This window comes from Micromonospora sp. NPDC049089, from assembly GCF_040648775.1.
Lineage (GTDB): Bacteria > Actinomycetota > Actinomycetes > Mycobacteriales > Micromonosporaceae > Micromonospora.
The window spans coordinates 1-20,068 of the sequence record NZ_JBEZEH010000129.1 but is presented as its reverse complement, the minus strand read 5'-3'; the positions used below and the strand labels follow the sequence as shown (position 1 = coordinate 20,068).

Sequence of the window (20,068 nt, the reverse complement as noted above, 5' to 3'; positions counted from 1 at the left end):
GGGCATCGCGGAAGGAGTAACCATGTCACTCGACGTGGATGGCACCCAGGTGACGCTGTGCCGGGACAGCGCGCGGCCCAGCGTGCGGCTGCGGCGCCGCTATCCGGCACCGGTCGCCGCGGTGTGGCGGTGCCTCGTCGAACCGGATCAGGTCAACGCCTGGTGGACACCGATGACCGTCGAGCTGGTGCCGGAGGCTGGCGCCGCGATGACGTTCACCTGGCCCGGTGGCGACACGGATCCGGGCCAGGTCCTCGCCGTCGACCCACCCCACCTCTTCGCGTACACCTGGGGTCCGGACACCCTGCGCTGGGACCTGTGCGCCGCGGGGGACGGGACCGACCTCACGTTGCTGACCACGGTGGCCGACCCGGGCCACATCGCCTACAGCGCGGCTGGCTGGCACGCCGGCCTCGACCTGCTCGGAGATCACCTGGCCGGCCGCGAGGTCGTGCCACCCGGCCCCGATCCGGCACCTCCGGCGCTGGTCGAACGCTATCGTCGACTGCTCGACGGAGAACAGGGATGACACATGGCTGACGAAGAGATCCACGACAGTCCCACCAAGTGGGTGGCCGACCACGTGCGCTCCTATGTGGAGAGCGACGGCGCCAAGGGACACGACTTCCAGGGCAAGCTGCCCACCCTGCTCCTGACGACGCGGGGCCGCCGGACGGGCAAGCTGCGCCGCACCGCACTGATCTACGGGCGGGACGGCGACCGGTACGTGGTGGTGGCCTCGGCGGGCGGGCAGGAGGCGAATCCCGCCTGGTACCTGAACCTCTGCGCCGAACCGGAGGTGTCCGTGCAGGTGTACGGCGAGACCTTCCAGGCCAAGGCGTCGGTCGCCGCTGAGGCCGAGCGGCCCGCGCTGTGGGAGAAGATGGCGGGGATCTTCTCCACCTACCGCCGCTACCAGAAGAAGGCATCCCGGGAGATCCCGGTGGTGCTGCTGGAACCGCTGCGTTAACCCCCGAACAGGCTGTGCGCCTCCGCCGGCCCGCCCCCGTCCGCGCGGAGGCGCACAGCCCCGCCTCAGCCCGCCCGCCGGTAGGCCGCCGTCAACTTCTCCACGGCGGGCACCACCTCGTTGGGCGTGGGCAGACCCATCATCTCGGTACGCAGGCGGACCGCGTTCTCCTTGAACGACGGGTCCTTGAGCACCCGCATCAGGTCCTCGCGGAGCCCCGCGGGAGTGAGATAGTCGGAGTCGTAGGCCAGCCACACCCCGGCGCCACGCTCCTGCAGCCCGTTCGCCTGCGCCACCGGGCCGAACCACTTCTCGCTCCAGTACGCGCTCGGCACGATGAGCTGCGGTACGGCGTGCTCGAAGGCTGAGGCCATCGTCGAGGATCCGCCGTGGTGCACGATGGCGCTGCACGTCGGCAGCAGGACGTTCATCGGCACGAAGTCGACCACCCGCACGTTGTCCGGTATCCGCGGCACCGAGGCGAGCTGCTCCGCGCTCATCGTGGCGACCACCTCGATGTCGAGGTCGCCCACCGCCTCGAGCAGGTCCGTGGCCGAGGCCTCGGCGACGTCCGCCTCGCGGTGGGTCATGCCCAGCGTGACGCAGACCCGCGGCCGGGCCGGCTGCTCGTAGAGCCACCGTGGCACCACCGAGGGGCCGTTGAAGGCGAGGTGACGCATCCGGATGTAGTGCGGTGAGCTGGGGCGCCAGGTCCACGGCGGCATGGTGTCGATCGTCCACTGGCCGTGCACGACGTCGTCGGCGAACGCGCCGCCGCCGTGCGTGCGCAGCAGCGGCTCCAGCCAGGCGCGCATCGGGTCCGGCCGGGACCCGCCGGCCGCCCGGACGGCCTCCCAGAGCTGCACGAAGGCGTCCGTGCCGAACAGGATGCGCGCGTGCGCCGCGCCGCAGGCCCGGGCCACCACCGGTCCGGCGTAGGTCATCGCGTCCCAGAGCACCAGGTCCGGCCGCCAGGCGCGGGCGAAACCGATCAGGTCGGTGAGCATCTCGTCGGTGTGCAGGAACGGGAGGAGGTTCGTGGTTAGGTACTCAAGCTCGGCGTACGGATCGTCCCGGGCGTAGTCGGTCTGCACCGGCAGCGTGGCCGGCGCGCCCTGGCGCTTCGGCGGCTCGGACATCTCGTCGACCTCGGCCAGCGTCTCGGCCATGGGCTCACCGGCCAGGACTGCGGTGAGCCCCGCCTGCGCCAGCGCCTCGGTCGAGCCCGGCTGGCAGGCGACGCGCACGTCATGGCCGGCGGTGCGCAGCGCCCAGGCCAGCGGCGTCATGATGTAGAGGTGTGACTTCAGGTCCGGGGGAGCGACGAACAGGACACGCATGGCGGGTCTCTCCTTCGGGTTCGAGGTGATTCACCAGCCCGCCGGCGGGCTGGCGCCGGCGACCGGGGGGAACAGCTCGTCCAGGCGCCGGATCACCGCGGGGTCGAGCGGGCTGTCGAGGGCGGCGAGGGAACCGTGCAGGTGCGCCAGGGTGCGTGGACCGATCACCGCGCCGGTCAGTCCGGGACGGCCCAGCACCCAGGCGAGCGCCACCTCGGCCGGGTCCAGCCCGAGACCGGCACAGTACTTCTCGTAGTCGGCGACGGCCTCGTACCGGTCCTCCAGGGCCCGCATCGCGCGCCCCTGCGCCGTCTTCACCGCGGTGCCGTCGGCCAGCTTCCGGAGCGCGCCGCCGAGCAGCCCGCCGTGCAGCGGGGACCAGGCGAACACCCCGACGCCGTACGCCTGGGCCGCCGGGATCACCTCCGCCTCGGCCTGCCGGGCCACCAGGTTGTAGGCACACTGCTCGACGACGAGCCCGAGGTGACCCCGGCGGGTCGCCGTTTCCCGCGCCGCGGCGATGTGCCACCCGGCGAAGTTCGAGGAGCCGACGTACCGGATCTTGCCCTGGCCGGTCAGCATCTCCATCGCCTGCCAGATCTCGTCCCAGCCGGCGTGTGGATCGAAGTGGTGCATGTGGTACAGGTCGATCCAGTCGGTGCGCAGCCGCCGCAGGGAGTCCTCGCAGGAGGCGACGATGTGCCGGGCGGACAACCCGCGATCGTTGGGCCAGTCACTCATCGGGTTGAACACCTTGGTCCCCAGCACCACCTTCTCCCGCCGGCGGTCGCCCTGGTCGAACCATGCGCCGATGAGTTCCTCGGTCAGCCCCCGATGCACCTGCCAGCCGTAGTGGTTAGCTGTGTCGAAGAAGTTGATGCCGTGGTCCAGCGCCTCGTCCATGAGGCGGAACGCCTCTTCGCGCGTGGTGCGCACACCGAGATTGAGCGTGCCCAGGCACAGCGGGCTGACCTCCAGGGCGGTACGGCCGAGTCGGGTGTAGCGCATCGTCGCTCTCCTTCGTCTCAGCCGCGCTGCCCGACGAACAGGCCGCGCCCGGTAAGCCCGTCATCCAGGAACTCGGCCGGGCAGCCGGCGTCCGCGAACGCACCCAGGTACTCGTCGCGGCTGAACAGCATGAGGTGCGACGTCTGGGTGAACTCCCGGATACCGCCCGCGTCCCCCACCAGGAAGCGCACCTCCAGGTGCGACATCCGCCCGGTGCGGGTGGTGTGTGACATCCGGGCCACCGCCCGCGTCCCGTCGGTGTCGGAGTCGACGGCCAGATGACCGTCGAGGAACCGCTCGGGAAACCACCACGGTTCCACCACCAGCACGCCGCCTGGCTCCAGGTGCTGCGCCATGGACCCCACGGCCTGACGCAACTCGGCCACCGAGCCCAGGTAGCCGATGGCGTTGAACATGCAGGTGACCGCGTCGAAGCGGCGGTCCAGGCGAAAGTCGCGCATGTCGCCGTCGTGCACGGGCACCCCGGGTAGGCGCGTCCGGGCCGTCGCACGCATCGGCTCGGACAGCTCCACGCCGGCCACCTCGTCGAAGGTGCCGGCGAAGGTGGCCAGGTGTGCGCCCGTCCCGCAGGCCACGTCGAGCAGGCTGGCGGCCTCCGGACGCCGGTCGCGGATCAACCGGGTCAGGGTCTCCGCCTCGGCGGCCCAGTCCTTGCCCCGGCTGCGGTAGATGAACTCGTAGATCTCGGCGAACTCGGCGGTGTAGGTCATCGGCGGACCCCGGCGAACAGGCCGCGGCCGGGCAGGCCGCCGGCATCGGTGAGATGCTCGGCGGTACAGCCCGCCGACCGCAGGGCCTCGAGATAGTCCTCCCGGGTGAACAGGGTCAGCATCTGCACGTGGGAGAAGTGCCGGATACCGCCGCCGCCGTCGGCGACGACGTAGTGCGCCTCGTGCCGGGCCGCCTGCCCCTGCCGCGCCGAGTGCGAGACCCGCACGACGGTACGGGTGTCGTCGTGGACCACGTCGTGGGCGACGTGCCCGTCGAGGAAGGTGTCCGGGGACCACCAGGGGTCGATCACCAGTACGCCACCGGGAACGAGGTGCGCGGCCATCGTCCGGACCGTCGCACAGAGCTCGTCGACGTCGTGGGCGTAGCCGATGGTGCCGGTCAGGATGCACACGGCATCGAATTCGCGGCCCAGCGCGAACGACCGCATGTCGCCGACGTGGACGGCGCCGGACGGCAGCTTGGCCTGCGCCACAGTGCACATCGCTGGGGACAGTTCGAGTCCGGCCACCTCCAGGAAGGTGGTCGCCAGCCGCCGCAGGTGCTCGCCGGTCCCGCAGGCCACGTCCAGCACGGACCGGGCCTGCGGCCGGCGCTCGCGGACCACGCGCGCCACGGCGTCCGCCTCGGCGGCGAAGTCCTTGCCCCGTCCGGCGTACAGCAGGTCGTAGATCTCGGCCACGTCGGCGTCGTAGGCGGCCGAGGTCACCGTGTGTTGGCCGGTCACCGGGTGTCTCCCGCCGCGACGGTGTGCCGGCCGAGCCGACGGGCGAGGGATGCGCGCAGCGCCGCGACGACCGCGTCCACGTCGTCGTCGCTGAGCGCCTGGTGCATCGGCAGGCACAGGGTGCGTTCGGCGGCCCGCTCGGCCCGGGGCAGCCGCGCTGTCGACCCGTACGCGGCCACCCGGTGCAGGATGGGGTAGCGGAACGTCGTGTAGATGCCCTGGGCGTACAGATCGCTGGCTACGTCGTCGCGGATTCCCTCGTCCATCTGCACCCAGTACAGGTAGTACGAGCTGCGCTGGCCGGGAGGCAGCGGCGGGGGCAGGGTCAGACCGGGCACGTCGGCGAGGCCGCTGTCGTAGCGAGCCTCGACAGTTCGCCGCCGGTCGGCGAAGTCCGGCAGTCGGCCCAGTTGCACCAGGCCGACGGCGGCCTGCATGTCGTTCATGATCGAACGCCTGGAGAACGACGAGATGTCGAAGTCCCACCATCGGTGCGCCGAGCGCCGGGCCTGGGAGAAGCCGCTGAACTGCTCCAGACCGAAGTACGCGAGCTTGGCGGCCCGCGCCACCAGGTCGGGATCGCGGGCGGTGAGCATGCCGCCGTCCCCGGCCACGACGATCTTCTGTGCGTCGAAGCTCCACACGCCGATGTCGCCGAGCGTGCCGCAGGGCACCCCGTCCACGCTGGAGTCCACCGCGCAGGCGGCGTCCTCGATGAGGAGGATCCCGCGTTCCCGGCACAGCTCGGCGATGCCCGCGATGTCACCGGGCCGGCCACCGTAGTGCAGCGCCAGCACTGCGCGGGTGCGTGGAGTGATTGCCGCCGCCACGTCGTCGACGGTGGGGTTGAGGGTGTGCGGATCCACGTCGCAGAAGACCGGACGGCCGCCGTGCGCCGCAATGGCGTTGCCCGCACCGACAAAGCTCACTGTCGGCAGCACCACCTCGGTGCCGGGCCCCACACCGGCTAGCTGCATCGCGATGAACGTCGCCTCGGTGCACGAGTTCACCGCCGTGACCCTGCCGGTGTCCACACCGAGGTGGCCGGCGAAGGCCGCCTCGAACGCCGCGGTGCGCGGTCCCTTGCCGACCCAGTTGCTGCCGAACACCTCTGCGATGGCGTTCAGCTCCGCCTCGCCGAGGGACGGCTGAAACACGTTGATCATGACCCGCTCACCACCTCTCGTAGTCGTCGTGGTGGCGGACCCAGTCCATCTTGTCCTCCAGGTGATCTTCCTGGCGACCCAGCGGGGTGAGGTCGAGGTAGTTGTAGGTGTTGTTGAGCAGGTCGCTACCGCGCCGGTAGGTGGAGTAGGCGTAGCGCACCACGTCGCCCTCGCGCAGGAACGTGCTGACGCCGGGCATCTCCGGCTCCGGGTCGTCGTCGTCGAGGCGCACGTGGAAGTCCTCGTAGAACGTGGTGCCGTGGCAGGAGACGAACGGCACGGTCCAGCCCATCCGCTTGACGAACTGCTCCGTCTCCGCCGGCGGCTCCGGCGACACCACCACCAGCGTGGTGTCCCGTGCGTGCAGGTGTGCCAGATGACCGATGTTGTCCACCCAGAACGAGCAGATCGGACACCAGCCGTACCCTTCCAACGAACCCATGAAGTGGTACGTGATGAGCTGCCGCCGGCCCTCGAACAGGTCGAGCAGACTCAGCCGGCGCCCGCCCGGGGCGATGAAGGTGTAGTCCGTGTCGACGGTCAGCAGGGGCAGCGCCTGCCGCTCCCGGGTCACCGCGTCGCGGGCCCGGGTCAGTTCCTTCTCCCGCTCCAGCAGCGCCTTGCGGGCGGCCAGCCACTGCGCCCGGTCGGCCGGGGCCGGCGTGGTGGTGGTGGGGGCGCTGCCCGTAGCCCCGTCAGCGCAGCACGACATCGGCGCGCTCCAGCTCCGTCAGGAACACCCCGCGCGACAGCGCCTCGGCGGTCCGCTCGATGTCGTCGGACATGTACCGGTCCTCGTTCAGCGTGGACACGAGGCCGCGGACGGTGTCATAGGTGGCCCGGGCGGCCGGGCTCAGCCCGTCGGGCCCACCCCGCAGGTCCACCGCCTGCGCCGCGGCCAGGAACTCCACGGCGAGGATGCGGTCGTTGTTCTCCAGCACCCGCCGGGCGTTGCGGGCGGCGATCAGGCCCATGCTGACCACGTCCTGGTTGTCGCCGTTGGACGGCACGCTCTGGGTGCTGGCCGGCCCGATGGTGCGGTTCTCCGCGACCAGCGCGGTGGCCGGGTACTGCGCGCCGGCGAACCCGCTGTTCAGGCCGGGGTCGCCGGCCACGAGGAACTCCGGCAGCCCGTCGCTGAGATGCCGGTTCAGCAGTCGGTTGGTGCGCCGCTCGGAGAACACCCCGAGCTGGGTGAGCGCGATGGTCAGGAAGTCCATCACGAAGGCGATCGGCTGGCCGTGGAAGTTGGCGCCGTGGAAGACCTCCTTGCCAACGAAGAACAGGGGGTTGTCGTTGGCCGAGTTGACCTCGGTCTCCAGCTTCTCCATGGCGTGGTACACGGTGTCCCGGACAGCGCCCACCACCTGCGGGATGGCCCGCAGCGTGTACGCCTTCTGCATGTAGATCTCCGTACGGGAGACGCCGTTCGCGGCCCGCTCGGTCGCCTGCAGCTGCCGGCGCAGGTCCTCGTGCTCCAGCGCCAACCCGCTGCCCCGCATCAGGGCCCGCATGTTCGCCGCGGTGTCGATCTGGCCGCGGTGCGGACGCGCGATGTCGTGGCCCTCGGCGAGGAACGGACTGGTCGACGCACGCATCGTCTCCAACACCAGCGCGGTGACGACCTCCGCCTGGCGAACCTGATCGAGCGCGCGCTTGGCCACCAGGCAGCCCAGGCCGGTCATGCCCGAGGTGCCGTTGATCAGTGAGAGGCCCTCCTTGAAGCGGAGCTCCAGCGGCTCGATGCCGAGCTTGCGCAACACCGGGCCGGTCGGCACGCGGCTACCACCACGCAGCAGATAACCCTCGCCGATGAGGGTGGAGGCGATGTGTGCCAGCGGAGCCAGGTCACCGCTCGCCCCCAGCGAGCCGATCTGCGGGATGGCCGGCGTCAGGCCCTCGTTCAGATACAGCGCCAACCGCTCCAGCACCTCGGGGCGGACCGCGGAATATCCCTTGGCGAGGGCGTTGAGCCGGGCCGCCACGATCGCCCGGGCCTCGTCCTCGGCGAAGTCCGGCCCCACGCCGGCGCTGTGACTGCGCACGAGGTTGGTCTGGAGCTCTACCTCCTTCGAGGTGTCGACAAGCATGTAGACCATCTCGCCGTAACCGGTGGTGACGCCGTACACCGGCTCACCGCGTCGTACGGTGTCCTCGAACATGGCCCGGCTGCTGGCCGCACGGCCCAGCGCGTCCCGGTTCACGCCGCAGCGGACGCGGTCCACCGCGACCTTCCACACATCGGGCACGCCGACGGTCTCGCCGTCGAAGTCGACGGTCGTCTGGGTCTCGACAAGGGTCACAGTGCACACTCCATCGGATCGCGGTGTTTCGTTCTTCCGGTACGGAGGCCGGCCAGGGCGCGCCGGTCGACCTTGCCGCCGGTGTTGCGCGGCAGGGAATCCACGGTGGTGAAGGTGACCGGCAGGACGGGATCGCCGAACCGGCGGCGCAGTGCCGAGCGCCAGTGGTCCGGGGTCCCGCCTGGGCCGGGTACGACGTAGGCGTCGAGGCGGACGACCAGGCCGTCGTTGCCGGTCACGGGCACCACGGCGCAGGCGGCCACGCCTTCGTCCGCGGACAGGGCGGCCTCGACGTCGGCGAGCTCGATGCGGACGCCGTACATCTTGATCTGCAAATCCCGGCGGCCGTGAAACTCCAGCACACCGTCCGGGCGCCACCGGCCGAGGTCACCGGTCCGGTAGTGCGGGGTGACGCCGTCGCCACCGGCCGGCGGGTGGAACACCCCGTTGTCCGCGGCCGCCGCCCCCACGTACCCGGTGGTGACGTACCGGCTGCGGATCACCAGGTGACCGATCTCGCCCGGCGGGCACGGGCGGTCGCGGTCGTCCAGGACGAGCAGGTCGCGTCCGGGGATGGGCCGGCCGATCGCGACGGTGCCGGGCCCGGTGTCCGCGACGGACACCTCGTGCCAGGTGGCGAGGATGGTCTCGGTCGGTCCGTACAGGTTGACCAGCCTGGTCTGCGGCAGCCGCGCCCGGAGCTGGCGGGCGAGCGGGCCAGGCAGCGCCTCGCCGGCGAGCAGCAGGGCGGCCAGCCGGGTCGACGCCGGATCGCCGGCGAGCAGCGGCTCCAGCTCACGGGCGAAGCTCGGCACGGTCTGGAGCACTGTCACGCGCTCGCGTGACAGCCACGGCACCAGGCGATCGGGGTCCGCGCGTATTCGCCACGGCACCGGGCACAGCGTGGCGCCCCCGCGCAGGGCCGCGAACACCTCGACGAGGCAGGCGTCGTAGCCGGGTGCCGCCCACTGCGCCAGCCGGGTGCCGGCACCGATGCCGAACTCGGCGGCGAACCATCCGGTGAACTGGGCCAACGCGGCATGGGTCTGCCGGATGCCCTTGGGTCGACCGGTGGTGCCGGACGTGTACGCCACGTAGGCGGTCGAGTCCGGAGCGACGGCGGACACCGTGGTGTCGGTGGCGCCGGGGATGCCCGCGAGGTCCAGCACGGGCACGCCGGTCGCGTCGACCGCCCGGCGTACCGGATCGTCCGGGTCCGAGTCGGTGAGTACGCACGCCGGCCCCAGATCGGCGAGCGCGGCGTGCGCGGTCCCGGTGCCGGCGAGACACACCATCGGCGCCCCCGAACCGAGCGCGCCGACGAGCGCGACGACCAAATCCGCGCCGGGGGACGCGAGCACTGCCACCGGTCGTCCAGGCCCGGCACCGTACGCCCGCACCGCCGCCCGCACACCGGCCGCGCGGCGTGCCAGCTCGCCGTAGGTGAGCTCGACGTCGCCGTCCGACACGGCGATCGCTTCGGGATGCCGCCGGGCCTGCGCCCGGATCAGGTCGGCCACGGTCGGGCCGGCCTCGGCCGGCTCCAGACCCTGGGTGTTCGCGGTCACGCCTCCTCCTTTCCAGATCGGTTGGGGCGACGGGGAGATCAGCGCAGCCGCACGGGCAGCGCGTTCAGGCCGTGCATGACGACGCTCGCCCGCCAGGCCAGCGATTCGGCCGGGTTGGCCAGCCGCAGGTGCGGATAGCGGCGCACCAGCGCGCGGATGGCGATCGTCGCGTCCAGTCGGGCCAGCGGCGCGCCGATGCAGTGGTGCAGTCCGTGCCCGAACGCCACGTGCGCGTTCTGCGGCCGGTCGACGCGCAGCGTGGCCGGCTCGGCGAACCGCTCCGGATCGCGATTGGCCGCCAGCAGCGAGACCAGCACCACCGCGCCGGTCGGAATGGTGGCCCCGCCGACGGCCACCGGCTGCCGCGCCCGCCGGGCGGCAACCTGCACGGGACTCTCGTACCGGAGAACCTCCTCCACGGCGTCCGGCACCAGGCCCGGATCGGCGCGCAGCCGCTCGAGCTGCGGGCGGTCGGTCAGCAACGCCAGCATCGCGTTGCCGATCAGGTTGACGGTGGTTTCGTGTCCGGCGATCAGCAGAAGGAACACCATGGAGGTGAGCTCGTCCTCGGTGAGCCGGTCACCGCCGTCCCGCACCGATGCCAGGGCGGAGAGGAGGTCGTCACCCGGCGCGCGGCGTTTGTCGCGCAGCAGGCCCTGGGCGTAGTCCAGCATCTCCCCGGCGGCCGCCTCCAGTTCGGCGAGGCTCAGCGCGCTCGCCGTCAGTGTGGTCGTCCAGCGGTGGAAGGCGGCGTCGTCCGACTCGGGGATGCCGAGCAGCCCGCCGAGCACCCGGATGGGCAGCGGCAACGCGTACGCCGCGACGAGGTCGACCTCGTCCGCGCCGGCCATCGCGTCCAGCAGATCCTCGGCGATCCGCTCGATGCGTGGCCGCATGTCCTCCATCCGTCGCCGGGTGAACGCTGCGGAGATCAGCCTGCGCAGGCGGGTGTGGTCCGGCGGTTCCCGGTTCAGCATGTGATTGTTCATGCCGAGGCGGAGCCGCTCGGAAAGACCGCGCCGGTCGGCTACCGCGCCGGTGCGGCCCTCCAAGCGGGTGTCGGCCAGGCACCGGCGCACCTCGTCGTACCCGACCACCAGCCACGCCGGACCGCCGGACGGCAGCGTCACCCGGTGCACCGGTCCCAGCGCCGCCAGGCGTGCGGATCCCGCGTGCCGCTGTGCCGCGTCGCCCAGCAGGAAGTCCGCGGCGTGCGGCGCGACGGTCATGCCGTCATCCTGGCAACAGCGGGTGTCGCGCAGCGCCTTCGTGGTTGCGCTGCTGGAACGAGGTGCATCCGGCATGATCAGGACCGGCCGAACTGTCCCGGCGTGCGACCCGCACCGGCCGGTCCGCGGTACGCCTGGGCGATGTCCAGCCAGTGCTCGGCGTCGGCCCCCGTCGCGGTCAGGGACAGGTCGTCGCGGTGCCGGCGACGCGTGACGAGCAGGCAGAAGTCCTCGGCCGGTCCGGAGATCCGCTGCTCGGCGTCCTCCGGGCCGAACTGCCAGACGGCGCCGGACGGAGCGGTGAGCGTGTAGCCGAACTCGACGTCGGGGGTCGACTCGCCGCGAGCCTGATAGCCGAAGTCCCAGGTGCGCACCGCGAAGCCGCAGAGGAACCGGATCCGGTCCGTCCGCACCTGACGCACGCCGAGCGTGTCGGCGATGTCCTGGCCGTGGCCGAACAGCTCCATCATTCCAGCGCAGGCGAGCACCGGCGCGGGTAGTGGCCGCACCAGCCAGGGCACCACCTGACCGTCCGGCACGGCGGCGAGAGCCTTCTCGGCGTTGGCGCGTTCCTCCCGCCACCGGTTCAGCAGGACGTGCGGCGGGTCGGAGAGATAGGCCGACAGCGCCACGTCGACGTTGCGGTCGAAGTCACCGCTCATCGTCGCGACGCGGGCGCGGAAGCCGTCCGGGTCCGCGGCGGCGAAACCGGCCAGCCGGAATGTCGCGGCCAGGTGGGCCACCTGATGGGCGATGGTCCAACCGGGAGCCGGCGTGTCCAGCTTCCACTGTGTGTCGTCCAGGCCGGCGAGCAGCCGGTCCAGCTCGGCACCGTCAGCGGTCAGGGCGGGGATCGGGTCGGGTCCGGTCACCGTGAGGTCCTCTCGATCGGGCGTGCGGGTGGCGTCGGGTCGGTGCGAGCCGGGCGGCGGTGTGGACTGGATCGGCGTCGGTTCTCTGCAGGCGGGGCCCGTGCGCCAATCCCCGGAAAACGTCTCCATGGTCGACCTCGCACGGAGGGTGATGCACCTTCGTCAGTGCGCTGCGGGGCAGTGTGGTTCTTCGCCGACGGGGTGTTCAGGGCGACTGCGCACGAACGCGTACGCGTGGCACGGGTGGCGACTCACCGGGACCGGAACGTTTCCGGACCGTCTTCGCACCGCCGCTGGGGCACCATGAACGCCGGACGGGCGCGTCCAAAGAACCGAAGGGAGTCACACGATGGCGCAAGGCACCGATCTGCCGAGCTCACTGGGCAAGCCCGCGCTGCGGGCACTCGAGGGTGCCGGCTACACCAAGCTGGAGCAGTTCACCAAGATCAGCGAGTCCGAGGTCAAGGAGCTGCACGGGATGGGCCCCAAAGCCCTGAGCACGCTCAAGTCGTCGATGAAGGCGAAGGGCCTCTCCTTCAAATGAACCGTGACGACCGGGTGGGTGGCTGTTCGCCACCCATCCGGCCTCGTCGTGACGGGCACCCGCCACAGCACTTTGGAAGAAGGCATCTGATGGGAAACGGGTACGAAGGCCACACATCAGCTCCATCGCGAGGCAGTGTGGGGCGTCGACCCGGAGGAAGCGGCATGACACAGGCCAGAACAGCCATGATCATCGGTAGCGGCATCGCCGGCAGTGTGGCGGCGCTCGCGTTGCGCCGGGCAGGCATCGAGCCGACTGTGTTCGAGGCGTACGACCGACCGTCCGACGATGTCGGCGGCGAGTTGATGCTGGCGCCCAACGGCATCGACGCGCTCGGCATCGTCGGGGTCGAGGACGACGTGCACCGCCTTGGCAGCCCCATCCGCCGTACCGTGATGACGGACGGCCGAGGCCGCCCGTTCGGCGATTTCGAGCACCTGCCCGATCTGCCGCCGAGCCGCGCGGTCAAGCGCGCGGACCTGCAACGACTGCTGCGCGAGCGGACCGAGGCGGCGGGTGTCCGCATCGTCTACGGCCGGCGTCTGGTCGGCGCCACGGACTCGCCGGACAGCATCACCGCCAGCTTCGCCGACGGCAGCAGCGCGACCGCCGACGTCCTGATCGGCGCGGACGGCATCCGATCGGCCGTCCGGCGCCTCATCGACCCGGGCGCACCCACGGCGCAGTACACCGGGATGCTCGGCCTGGGCGGCGCCGTGGAGGTGCCGTCGGTCGGTGAGCCGGGCGTCATGCATCTGGCGAACGGGCACGACGCCTTCTTCGGCCACTGGATCGGATCCGACGGACGCGTCAACTGGTTCAGCAACATCACCAGCGACGAGCCGATGGCGATGTCCGAGGCGCGCCGGGTGCCAGCGGACCGATGGCTGAACCGGTTGCGCCGGGTGCACGCCGAGGACGTACCGGCGCGCGACGTGCTCGACCGGGCCGGGCCGCAGGACGTGTTCCCGTTCGGCGCCATCGAGATCCTGCCCCCGCTGCGGACGTGGTACCGCGGGCGGATGGTGCTGGTCGGGGATGCCGCGCACGCGCCCTCCCCGGTGTCCGGTCAGGGCGCCTCGTTGGCCTCGGAGAGCGCCGTGCAGCTCGCCCGCTGCCTGCGTGATGTGCCGGGGGTGCAGGCGGCGTTCGCCACCTACGAGATGATGCGCCGGCCCCGGGTGGAGAAGATCGCTGCCGATGCCGCGCGCGCCAATCAGGCCAAGGCACCCGGCCCGGTCGCGTACGCGCTCATGCGGCTGCTGGCCCCCGTCGCGCGGCACACCGTGCTGAAGCCCGAGCGGATGTTCGGCCCGGTGCACCGGCACCGGATCGACTGGAACCGGACGGTCACCCCCGCCTGAGCGGCGTCGACCGGTCCGCGGTGTACGCCTCGTGAACCTCCCGCAGGGCACCGATGCCGCCGCCGAAGACGGTGACCGCCAGCTCGGTGACGCCGGCCTCGGCGAACTCGCGAAGCCGCCCGGCGATCCGGTCCACCGGCCCGAGCAGCGACGTACGGTCGACGAAGTCCGCCGGTACGGCGGCGGCCGCCTCGGCGTACCGCTTCGCCAGATACAGCTCCTGGACGTCACGGGCCGCGTCCGCGTATCCCATGCGTGCGGCGAGGAGGTTGTAGAAGTTGCGGTCTCGGCTGCCCATGCCGCCGAGATAGAGGGCGACGTGCGCGCGGACCCGGTCGACGCACCGCCCGACGTCGTCGCCGACGGCGAGCGGCACTGACGCGATCACCTCGAACCCGTCCATGGGCCGGCCGGCTCGCTCCCGGCCGGCCCGGACGTGCCGCAACTGCTCGGCCGCGAACTCCGGGCTGAGGAATGCGGCGAGCCAGCCGTCGCCGATCTCCCCGGCCAGTTCCAGGTTGCGCGGGCCGACCGCGGCCAGATAGATCGGCAGGTCCGGGCGGGGCGGATGGACGGTCAGCCGCAGGGCTCTGCCGGCGCCGCCGGCCAGCGGCAGCGGGTAGTGCCGGCCCGGGTGGGCGAGCGGGCGCCGGGACAGGGCGAGGCGGAGCACGTCGACGTACTCACGGGTCCGCCCGAGCGGGTCGGCGAAGGGCACGCCGTGCCATCCCTCGGACACCTGTGGTCCGGAGACGCCGAGGCCCAGCCGGAACCGACCGCCGGACAGGCGATCGAGGGTCGCGGCGGTCATCGCGGTGAGTGCGGGGCTGCGTCCCGGCATCTGCATGACGGCGGAGCCGATGTTGACGGACCGGGTGTGCGCGGCGATCCAGGTCAGCATCGTCACCACGTCCGAGCCGTACACCTCCGCCGCCCACACGGTGTGGAAGCCGAGCCGCTCGGCCTCGACGGCCAACCGCACCCGGCCGGCAGCATCGCCGGCGCCCACCAGATGTCCCAGATTCAGCGACAGTCGCATCCGACCATCGTGGCGTCGGGTCGCATCGGCGGGCATCTCGCGCCGTGCCGTTCCCGCAGCGCAGGGCACCGGCGACGCCCGATCAGACGGGCCCTGGCACCTGCGCAGCCTGGGAGGTGCTCCCGGTCGAACTCGGGGCCAGGATGTGTGACGAGAGCAGGGGGTGGCGATGACCGGAGGGCACGGAAGTCGCACCGCTGCTGTGGTGAGCATGGAGGAGTTTGATGTCCATCCACGATTCACGTGTCGAAGCTATGGATCCGGTCGAGTTCGCCCGTCTGGTCAAGCACACTCCGGACGACGAGCTGCGCGAGGTCATGCGCGGTGAGCGGCGTGCCGAAATCCTCGATCACCTGATCGGCGGGATGCAGTCCGCGTTTCGGCCCGAGGTCGCCGGCCGGACCCGGGCGGTGGTGCACTGGCGCATCGGCGATCGACCGGACGGCGGCGTCGACACCTACCAGATGGTCATCGCCGACGGCGTCTGCACTCTGTCGTCCCGCGCCGACGGGCAGCCACAGCTGACCTTGAACCTGGCCGCGGCTGATTTCGTCCACCTGGTCACGGGCAACGCGCACGCGGTGATGCTGGTGATGAAGGGCCGGTTGAAGACCCGAGGTGACCTCGGTCTGACCGCCCGGTTCCCCACCTTCTTCGCCGCCCCCCGGCCCTGAGCGGCGCGGCCCGGACCGGGCGGAGGCGTCGTGTCCATCTGGCGATTCGGCAGGTGAGGAGCGAGAACATGACCGACACCGGTGCGCACGGTGAGGATGGGCGCGATGCCGAGGATTCGGCCGCAGACCCTCGCCACGGGGACCTCGAAGACCCGTGGCGCGGTATCCCGGCCACGCTCCTCGACGGTCCCGGCTACCACATCGGCGGGCCGGCCGGAGACGGGCGAGGTGCGCCGCAGACGCTCGGAAACTCTCGCGCCGAGAACGTCGAAGACCGCTGGCGCGGCATTCCGGCCACGCTTCTCGACGGCCCCTTCTACAACGCCGACCCAGCGGGTGACTCCCGATGAGCGGCTGGCTCGCGGCGCGCACCGTCAGGCGGTACGACCTCGCCAGGATCCGCGGGCGCCACCGGGTCGCGTACGCCGACTGAGGCGCGCGCACCGCGGCCGCTGCGGGTGTCGCCGCTCTCCCGCCGGGCAACGTGCCTGTGCCCGTCTCCCACGTGCCTCTCAGCTGGCACGGTCGGCCCGGCGGGGAAGCTGTTGGGGCACCCCGGTCGCCGGGTCGCCGGCGTGCCGCGTGCCGTTCGCCGGCGGCGCGTCGGTGGTGGGGGAGCGGCCGTGCGTCGACGGGGCCGCTCCGGACGTGTCGGCCGGTCTGCCGAAACGCTGGGTGACCAGGTGCTCCTGGGCCATCCCGCGCAGCGCGGCGAGCGCCGCGTCGAGCAGCACCGCGCGGGCCACCGCGGCGGCCCGCTCCACTTCCATGTCGTCGCGCGGCAGCAGACTGAGCTCGCGGTCCGCGGACTGTTCCGCGAGTTGTGCGTACGGATGGAAGAACTCGGTGCCGTGGCTACAGCCGAGCTCGCGCAGAGCTGCGAGGACATGGGCCAGCCGGTTCCGACCCGGGACGTCGTCGCCCACCTGCCAGCCCAGCTCGTTGATGAGGCGGTCGACCTCGGTGCGCTCGGCCGTCACGTCGTTGACGGCCTTGGACTTGTCGAGGTCCGGGTACACCACCCGGTTGGCGGTCCGGTACAGCCCGGGAAGTGGGAGGTCGTCGTCCTCGATGGCCGTCAGCAGTTCCATCACTGTGGACAGTTCAAGCTGGCCGATGCCGGTCATCGCTCGGATGAAGAGCAGGCGCCGTCGGTGCGCCTCGCCGTACTGCGCCTGGTTGCGGCCAGTCAGTCGGCCCGGTGGGACGAGACCCTCACGAAGATAGAACTTGATTGTTGCGACGGGCACGCCGGTGTAGCGGCTCAGGTCAGAGATGCGCATCGAGTTCCCCCAGCTGGTCAACACAGCCCCGCGGTGCGATTCTCCCACGTAGAAAGGGTGGAGATTGATGGCGATCCCATGGCACGCTCGTGGCGGAAGCGTTCGGGCCGTCACCGCGTCGCGGCTGTGGCCCGGGTGGGACCGGCGGTCGAGCAGTCGAGCAGTCGAGCAGTCAGGCAGCGGTACGGTCGGACTCGCGGAGCTTCGTAATCATTACGGGCGCGGCGCTCAGGGGCGTCTCGGCGGCCTGCTGTTCCGCCGCGACCCGGGCCAACGCGAGCTTTCGGCTGTCCATCAGGGCCAGTAGCACGGGCGGGTCGATGCTCTGGATCGGCTGTAGGTCGAGGTCCACCCGGATGTCGGAGTTCCATGAGACCGTCAGCGGCCCCTCCGAGGCCACCGCGATCGGTCGGTTCGCCTCGTCGGGACGCCCGCCCGCGTTGGTGTCGACGGCTTGAGCGAGCAGGTACCAGGTGCCCGGCGGCACCGTGTCGAAGTGGAAGTAGCCGCCGTCGGGTAGCACCGCGCAACGCACCGGACGGCCCTCGGGGATGCGGTCCGTGAAGAGGCCGACGAAGACCGGCCCGTTCGGCCGGCCCGGCTGCGAGGGGATGCGGCCGTGCACCCGAGCCTCGGAGAGCGGGGCCGGTTCCGGGTCGGTCGCGATCTGCGGGGCGTAGCCGGCGCGGCGTCGGTAGGTGGTTGGCGACATGCCGACGCTGCGGGTGAACCGCGAGCTGAAGGTGCCGACGCTGTTGTAGCCCACGCGGAGGCTGATGTCGGCGACGTTGAGTGTGGTGGAGATCAGCAGCTGTTTGGCGCGTTGCAGACGCAGCGCGGACAGGAAACGGCCCGGGGAGACCCCGGTGGTCCGCTGGAAGATCCTGGTGAAGTGGAACTTGCTGAACATGGCAGCCCTGGCCATGTCGTCGACGGTGAGTTGCTCGCCGAGGTTCTCTCGCATGGTGCTGATCGCACGATTCACGGCCTGCTTGGTCGATTCCTCCATGATGCCTCCCCCTGACCTGTCCGGCGATTTTTCGTACTAGGTGGTAATAATTGTCGTGTAAAGCATCGCGGTTTTGGTCCCATCGAGCGCTGTAGTGATGCATATGATTGCGCTGGTATGCCCTGCTGCCTCACTCCCGCCGCCCCGAAGGGCTCCGCTTCCGGTCGAGGCTAGCCCAGCCCAGAGCGATTGACAATACTGCTGATCATCGAGGGCAATAGACCGCAATCGTGAAGAGAGGAACGCCTTGAGCAGTGCCTTCGACACTCATATGAAGCTGACGGTCATCCATGCGGATAGCGGTGCGACCCACTTTCCACGGGGGGTGCCGAAAGCGGTCAATTTGGAAACTGGTCACAGATACGGTGCCCCTGGGCTGCGGTTTGACGCGAAACGTCGGTAATTGTCGATCATGTACCCGGCGGTTTGGCTACCTTCAGTGAATCTGGCGCTTTGCCGACTGAAAAAGATTATTGACCGGAGCGATGAGCGGAAGGTAAGATTGTTTGTTCACGCTGTTGACCGGATTTAATGCAATGCATAGTCAGAGCTTCCCGGATTGCCAATAGCCGTTTTGCTCTTAAAGAGAATTACTATCTGAATTGCTCGTTCCGGGATCGCGTGGCCAATATTCGTCAATTCTCAATCGGGTGCCGAGGAAATGGCTCAGCCGCTCGTCGCGCTGGTTTCGATCGGGCCCGGATGGTCAGTCCGGACGGATTCCAAAGATCGCCGTCCGGCCAGGTGAACAATAGGGTAAATGACAGTGGAATCCCGTCGGCCGCACCGCCTCGTGCCACCCGGCACGGTCCCTACCAGGGATGGGGGCGAGGGTTGTCTGACCGACCCCTTTCGAGTATCCCGTCGGCGGGACACCCGTGGGGAGACACACCCGAGGGGCGCGTCCTACTGCTCAGGAAGGCGTACCAGACGGGCCGGCGTCGTTGCACCTGAAGGCGCGGCCGGCGACATCCAGGAGGCGTCGGGCGGGCCGTACGCCTCCAGGATCAGCCGATGGTGCGCCGGCTCCAGCCCGCCGTCGGGGCCGGCGCCACGCGAAGGGCGCGCGCGCCCAGGTGACGGGCGGCGGTGAGGCTCGACCAGGCGGCCAGTTCGACGAGGCCGCGGTCGTCGTACCCCTGGGCGCGTACCCGGTCGACATCGGCGGCGGTGACCCGGTAGGAGGCGAACGCCACCAGCAACGTCAGACGCCCCGCCGGGCGGTCCGACTCCGGCAGGCCCGCGACGCACTCGTCGAGCCAACCAAGTCGCAGGGCGGCCGGGCGCGCGTCCAGGCCGGACGGGGGCGCGCCAAGGCGAGGGAGCTGCGCCGTCAACAGCCGGCGTACCGGTGCCGGGACGGTGCGTTCGCCTGCCGCGTCGACCACCGCCGCGGACCGGGCGAACGCCGCCACCAGGTGCGGCCGGTCGCCGGTCCAGGACAGGTCCGGCGGCACCGTCGCCGGAGGCAGCAGGCCCGGGGACTCGCCCGGGACCACGGCCCTGCCGGCCAGCCCGGCCAGGATCCGGGCCGCGCCCCGGCGCAGCACCGCAGCGACCGGGCGGGGCACCGGCGGCAGGGGCGAGTCCGGCAGGAAGACGTTGACCATCCGGTTCAGGTAGTGGAACACCACAGCGACGCCGACGAGTTCGGGACCGTGCTCGGGCGGGAACGGCGGCGGCCCGCCGTTGGCGGCCCAGCGGGCCAGCTCACGCAGCCGCGGGTCCCGCAGGTCGGCCAACTGCCCGGTCAGCATGGCGGCGGCGTCCGGGCCGCTCAGCAGGCCGGCGAGGGTGCCACCGTGCACGTCCACGCAGTACGGGCAACGGTTGGCCTGGGACACCCCGGCTGCCACCACCTCCCGGGCCTCCCGGCCCGTCTGCCCGGACGCCAGCAGCGCCTCGCGCAGCATGGTCCAGGCCGCGGCGAGCACGACCGGAGAGGCCGCGTGCAGCGCCACCGGCGGTGCGAGCATCCCGAAGTCCCGTTCGATCTGCTGGTACACGGCCGCCACCGGGCCGTCGGCCCGGCTCGGCGCGACTGGCGCGACGTGCCGGAGTTGCAACGCCGTGGCGGGTCGAGCGACCCTCGCGATGAGCTTTCGCACCGATTCCCCCTCGGAAGAACAGGCGCCGGCCGCTGGATCTCGGCGATCTCGCTCAGCACGCGGTCCAGCGTCGCGGCGAGGGTCCGGTGCACCCGGGCGGGCTCGTCACCGGCC

At 71.0% G+C, this 20,068-nt stretch carries 20 protein-coding genes; 6 read left to right on the top strand and 14 right to left on the bottom strand.

The features are described 5' to 3' along the window. Positions 1–22 precede the first annotated feature (22 nt). Together AB0B48_RS21480 and AB0B48_RS21475 are read left to right on the top strand one after the other, a co-directional pair. Positions 23–529 carry an SRPBCC domain-containing protein gene (locus tag AB0B48_RS21480; RefSeq protein WP_357204152.1) on the top strand — a complete coding sequence of 169 codons (507 nt, stop codon included), beginning with the start codon at positions 23–25 and terminating at the stop codon, positions 527–529. Between the two features lie 3 nt (positions 530–532). Continuing rightward, the gene (locus tag AB0B48_RS21475) at positions 533–970 is read left to right on the top strand and encodes a nitroreductase family deazaflavin-dependent oxidoreductase (RefSeq protein WP_357204150.1); all 438 of its coding nucleotides are present in this window, start codon (positions 533–535) and stop codon (positions 968–970) included. 65 nt (positions 971–1,035) lie between these two features. On the opposite strand, the gene AB0B48_RS21470 is transcribed toward AB0B48_RS21475, so the two are convergent. The 10 genes from AB0B48_RS21470 to AB0B48_RS21425 all read right to left on the bottom strand — a co-directional run bounded on the left by AB0B48_RS21470 (position 1,036) and on the right by AB0B48_RS21425 (position 11,933). After that, positions 1,036–2,310, bottom strand: a complete 1,275-nt coding sequence (locus AB0B48_RS21470; RefSeq protein ID WP_357204148.1) for an activator-dependent family glycosyltransferase — start codon at positions 2,308–2,310, stop codon at positions 1,036–1,038. Between the two features lie 30 nt (positions 2,311–2,340). After that, positions 2,341–3,318: an aldo/keto reductase gene (locus tag AB0B48_RS21465; RefSeq protein WP_357204146.1), complete on the bottom strand. Its 978-nt coding sequence runs from the start codon at positions 3,316–3,318 to the stop codon at positions 2,341–2,343. A gap of 17 nt (positions 3,319–3,335) precedes the next feature. Beyond that, entirely contained in the window at positions 3,336–4,049 is a 714-nt protein-coding gene (locus AB0B48_RS21460) for a class I SAM-dependent methyltransferase (RefSeq protein ID WP_357204144.1), read from the bottom strand. Next, on the bottom strand, positions 4,046–4,795 hold the full coding sequence (locus AB0B48_RS21455) for a class I SAM-dependent methyltransferase (protein WP_357204142.1): 750 nt from the start codon (positions 4,793–4,795) through the stop codon (positions 4,046–4,048). Before AB0B48_RS21455 ends, AB0B48_RS21460 begins: the two co-directional genes overlap by 4 nt. Further along, positions 4,792–5,961: a DegT/DnrJ/EryC1/StrS family aminotransferase gene (locus AB0B48_RS21450; RefSeq protein WP_357204140.1), complete on the bottom strand. Its 1,170-nt coding sequence runs from the start codon at positions 5,959–5,961 to the stop codon at positions 4,792–4,794. The genes AB0B48_RS21455 and AB0B48_RS21450 overlap by 4 nt, the downstream gene beginning before the upstream one ends. Positions 5,962–5,968: 7 nt before the next feature. Further along, positions 5,969–6,673, bottom strand: coding sequence for a DUF899 domain-containing protein (locus AB0B48_RS21445; protein ID WP_357204138.1), 705 nt, complete (start codon positions 6,671–6,673; stop codon positions 5,969–5,971). Then, positions 6,657–8,264 carry a tyrosine 2,3-aminomutase gene (gene cmdF / locus AB0B48_RS21440; RefSeq protein ID WP_357204136.1) on the bottom strand — a complete coding sequence of 536 codons (1,608 nt, stop codon included), beginning with the start codon at positions 8,262–8,264 and terminating at the stop codon, positions 6,657–6,659. The genes AB0B48_RS21445 and cmdF overlap by 17 nt, the downstream gene beginning before the upstream one ends. After that, positions 8,261–9,832 carry an amino acid adenylation domain-containing protein gene (locus AB0B48_RS21435; protein ID WP_357204134.1) on the bottom strand — a complete coding sequence of 524 codons (1,572 nt, stop codon included), beginning with the start codon at positions 9,830–9,832 and terminating at the stop codon, positions 8,261–8,263. The genes cmdF and AB0B48_RS21435 overlap by 4 nt, the downstream gene beginning before the upstream one ends. A gap of 38 nt (positions 9,833–9,870) precedes the next feature. Next, complete coding sequence (locus AB0B48_RS21430; protein ID WP_357204132.1) at positions 9,871–11,061, bottom strand: cytochrome P450; 1,191 nt, start codon at positions 11,059–11,061, stop codon at positions 9,871–9,873. A 77-nt stretch (positions 11,062–11,138) separates the two neighbouring features. Further along, positions 11,139–11,933 carry a TIGR03084 family metal-binding protein gene (locus tag AB0B48_RS21425; RefSeq protein WP_357204130.1) on the bottom strand — a complete coding sequence of 265 codons (795 nt, stop codon included), beginning with the start codon at positions 11,931–11,933 and terminating at the stop codon, positions 11,139–11,141. A 349-nt stretch (positions 11,934–12,282) separates the two neighbouring features. On the opposite strand from AB0B48_RS21425, the gene AB0B48_RS21420 reads away from it, so the two are divergent. Then, positions 12,283–12,477 (top strand): DNA-binding protein, encoded by a 195-nt coding sequence (locus tag AB0B48_RS21420; RefSeq protein WP_355008720.1) that lies wholly within the window; start codon positions 12,283–12,285, stop codon positions 12,475–12,477. Positions 12,478–12,641: 164 nt separating this feature from the next. Beyond that, on the top strand, positions 12,642–13,841 hold the full coding sequence (locus tag AB0B48_RS21415) for an FAD-dependent monooxygenase (protein WP_357204128.1): 1,200 nt from the start codon (positions 12,642–12,644) through the stop codon (positions 13,839–13,841). Here AB0B48_RS21415 and AB0B48_RS21410 read toward each other — a convergent pair. Continuing rightward, complete coding sequence (locus tag AB0B48_RS21410) at positions 13,828–14,880, bottom strand: LLM class F420-dependent oxidoreductase (protein WP_357204126.1); 1,053 nt, start codon at positions 14,878–14,880, stop codon at positions 13,828–13,830. The two genes, AB0B48_RS21415 and AB0B48_RS21410, sit on opposite strands and share 14 nt — an antisense overlap. A 224-nt stretch (positions 14,881–15,104) precedes the next feature. Between AB0B48_RS21410 and AB0B48_RS21405 the strand changes: the two genes are divergently transcribed. Next, positions 15,105–15,554, top strand: a complete 450-nt coding sequence (locus AB0B48_RS21405; RefSeq protein ID WP_357204124.1) for an SCP2 sterol-binding domain-containing protein — start codon at positions 15,105–15,107, stop codon at positions 15,552–15,554. 68 nt (positions 15,555–15,622) lie between these two features. After that, a complete protein-coding gene (locus tag AB0B48_RS21400; protein ID WP_357204122.1) occupies positions 15,623–15,904 on the top strand; it encodes a hypothetical protein in 282 nt (93 codons plus the stop codon). 162 nt (positions 15,905–16,066) lie between these two features. Here AB0B48_RS21400 and AB0B48_RS21395 read toward each other — a convergent pair whose 3' ends face one another. The 3 genes from AB0B48_RS21395 to AB0B48_RS21385 form a co-directional block, all read right to left on the bottom strand. Then, positions 16,067–16,837 (bottom strand): MerR family transcriptional regulator, encoded by a 771-nt coding sequence (locus AB0B48_RS21395; RefSeq protein ID WP_357204120.1) that lies wholly within the window; start codon positions 16,835–16,837, stop codon positions 16,067–16,069. Between the two features lie 172 nt (positions 16,838–17,009). After that, complete coding sequence (locus AB0B48_RS21390) at positions 17,010–17,846, bottom strand: AraC family transcriptional regulator (protein ID WP_355008726.1); 837 nt, start codon at positions 17,844–17,846, stop codon at positions 17,010–17,012. A gap of 1,007 nt (positions 17,847–18,853) precedes the next feature. Beyond that, complete coding sequence (locus tag AB0B48_RS21385) at positions 18,854–19,954, bottom strand: carboxymuconolactone decarboxylase family protein (protein ID WP_357204118.1); 1,101 nt, start codon at positions 19,952–19,954, stop codon at positions 18,854–18,856. Positions 19,955–20,068: the final 114 nt, after the last annotated feature.

Coding starts and splice junctions, on each gene's coding strand:
- AB0B48_RS21415 (WP_357204128.1), top strand. CDS start 12,642: ATGACACAGGCCAGAACAGCCATGATCATCGGTAGCGGCATCGCCGGC.
- AB0B48_RS21445 (WP_357204138.1), bottom strand. CDS start 6,673: ATGTCGTGCTGCGCTGACGGGGCTACGGGCAGCGCCCCCACCACCACC.
- AB0B48_RS21480 (WP_357204152.1), top strand. CDS start 23: ATGTCACTCGACGTGGATGGCACCCAGGTGACGCTGTGCCGGGACAGC.
- AB0B48_RS21475 (WP_357204150.1), top strand. CDS start 533: ATGGCTGACGAAGAGATCCACGACAGTCCCACCAAGTGGGTGGCCGAC.
- AB0B48_RS21395 (WP_357204120.1), bottom strand. CDS start 16,837: ATGCGCATCTCTGACCTGAGCCGCTACACCGGCGTGCCCGTCGCAACA.
- AB0B48_RS21465 (WP_357204146.1), bottom strand. CDS start 3,318: ATGCGCTACACCCGACTCGGCCGTACCGCCCTGGAGGTCAGCCCGCTG.
- AB0B48_RS21390 (WP_355008726.1), bottom strand. CDS start 17,846: ATGGAGGAATCGACCAAGCAGGCCGTGAATCGTGCGATCAGCACCATG.
- AB0B48_RS21450 (WP_357204140.1), bottom strand. CDS start 5,961: ATGATCAACGTGTTTCAGCCGTCCCTCGGCGAGGCGGAGCTGAACGCC.
- AB0B48_RS21470 (WP_357204148.1), bottom strand. CDS start 2,310: ATGCGTGTCCTGTTCGTCGCTCCCCCGGACCTGAAGTCACACCTCTAC.
- AB0B48_RS21400 (WP_357204122.1), top strand. CDS start 15,623: ATGACCGACACCGGTGCGCACGGTGAGGATGGGCGCGATGCCGAGGAT.
- AB0B48_RS21410 (WP_357204126.1), bottom strand. CDS start 14,880: ATGCGACTGTCGCTGAATCTGGGACATCTGGTGGGCGCCGGCGATGCT.
- AB0B48_RS21405 (WP_357204124.1), top strand. CDS start 15,105: ATGTCCATCCACGATTCACGTGTCGAAGCTATGGATCCGGTCGAGTTC.
- AB0B48_RS21460 (WP_357204144.1), bottom strand. CDS start 4,049: ATGACCTACACCGCCGAGTTCGCCGAGATCTACGAGTTCATCTACCGC.
- AB0B48_RS21430 (WP_357204132.1), bottom strand. CDS start 11,061: ATGACCGTCGCGCCGCACGCCGCGGACTTCCTGCTGGGCGACGCGGCA.
- AB0B48_RS21420 (WP_355008720.1), top strand. CDS start 12,283: ATGGCGCAAGGCACCGATCTGCCGAGCTCACTGGGCAAGCCCGCGCTG.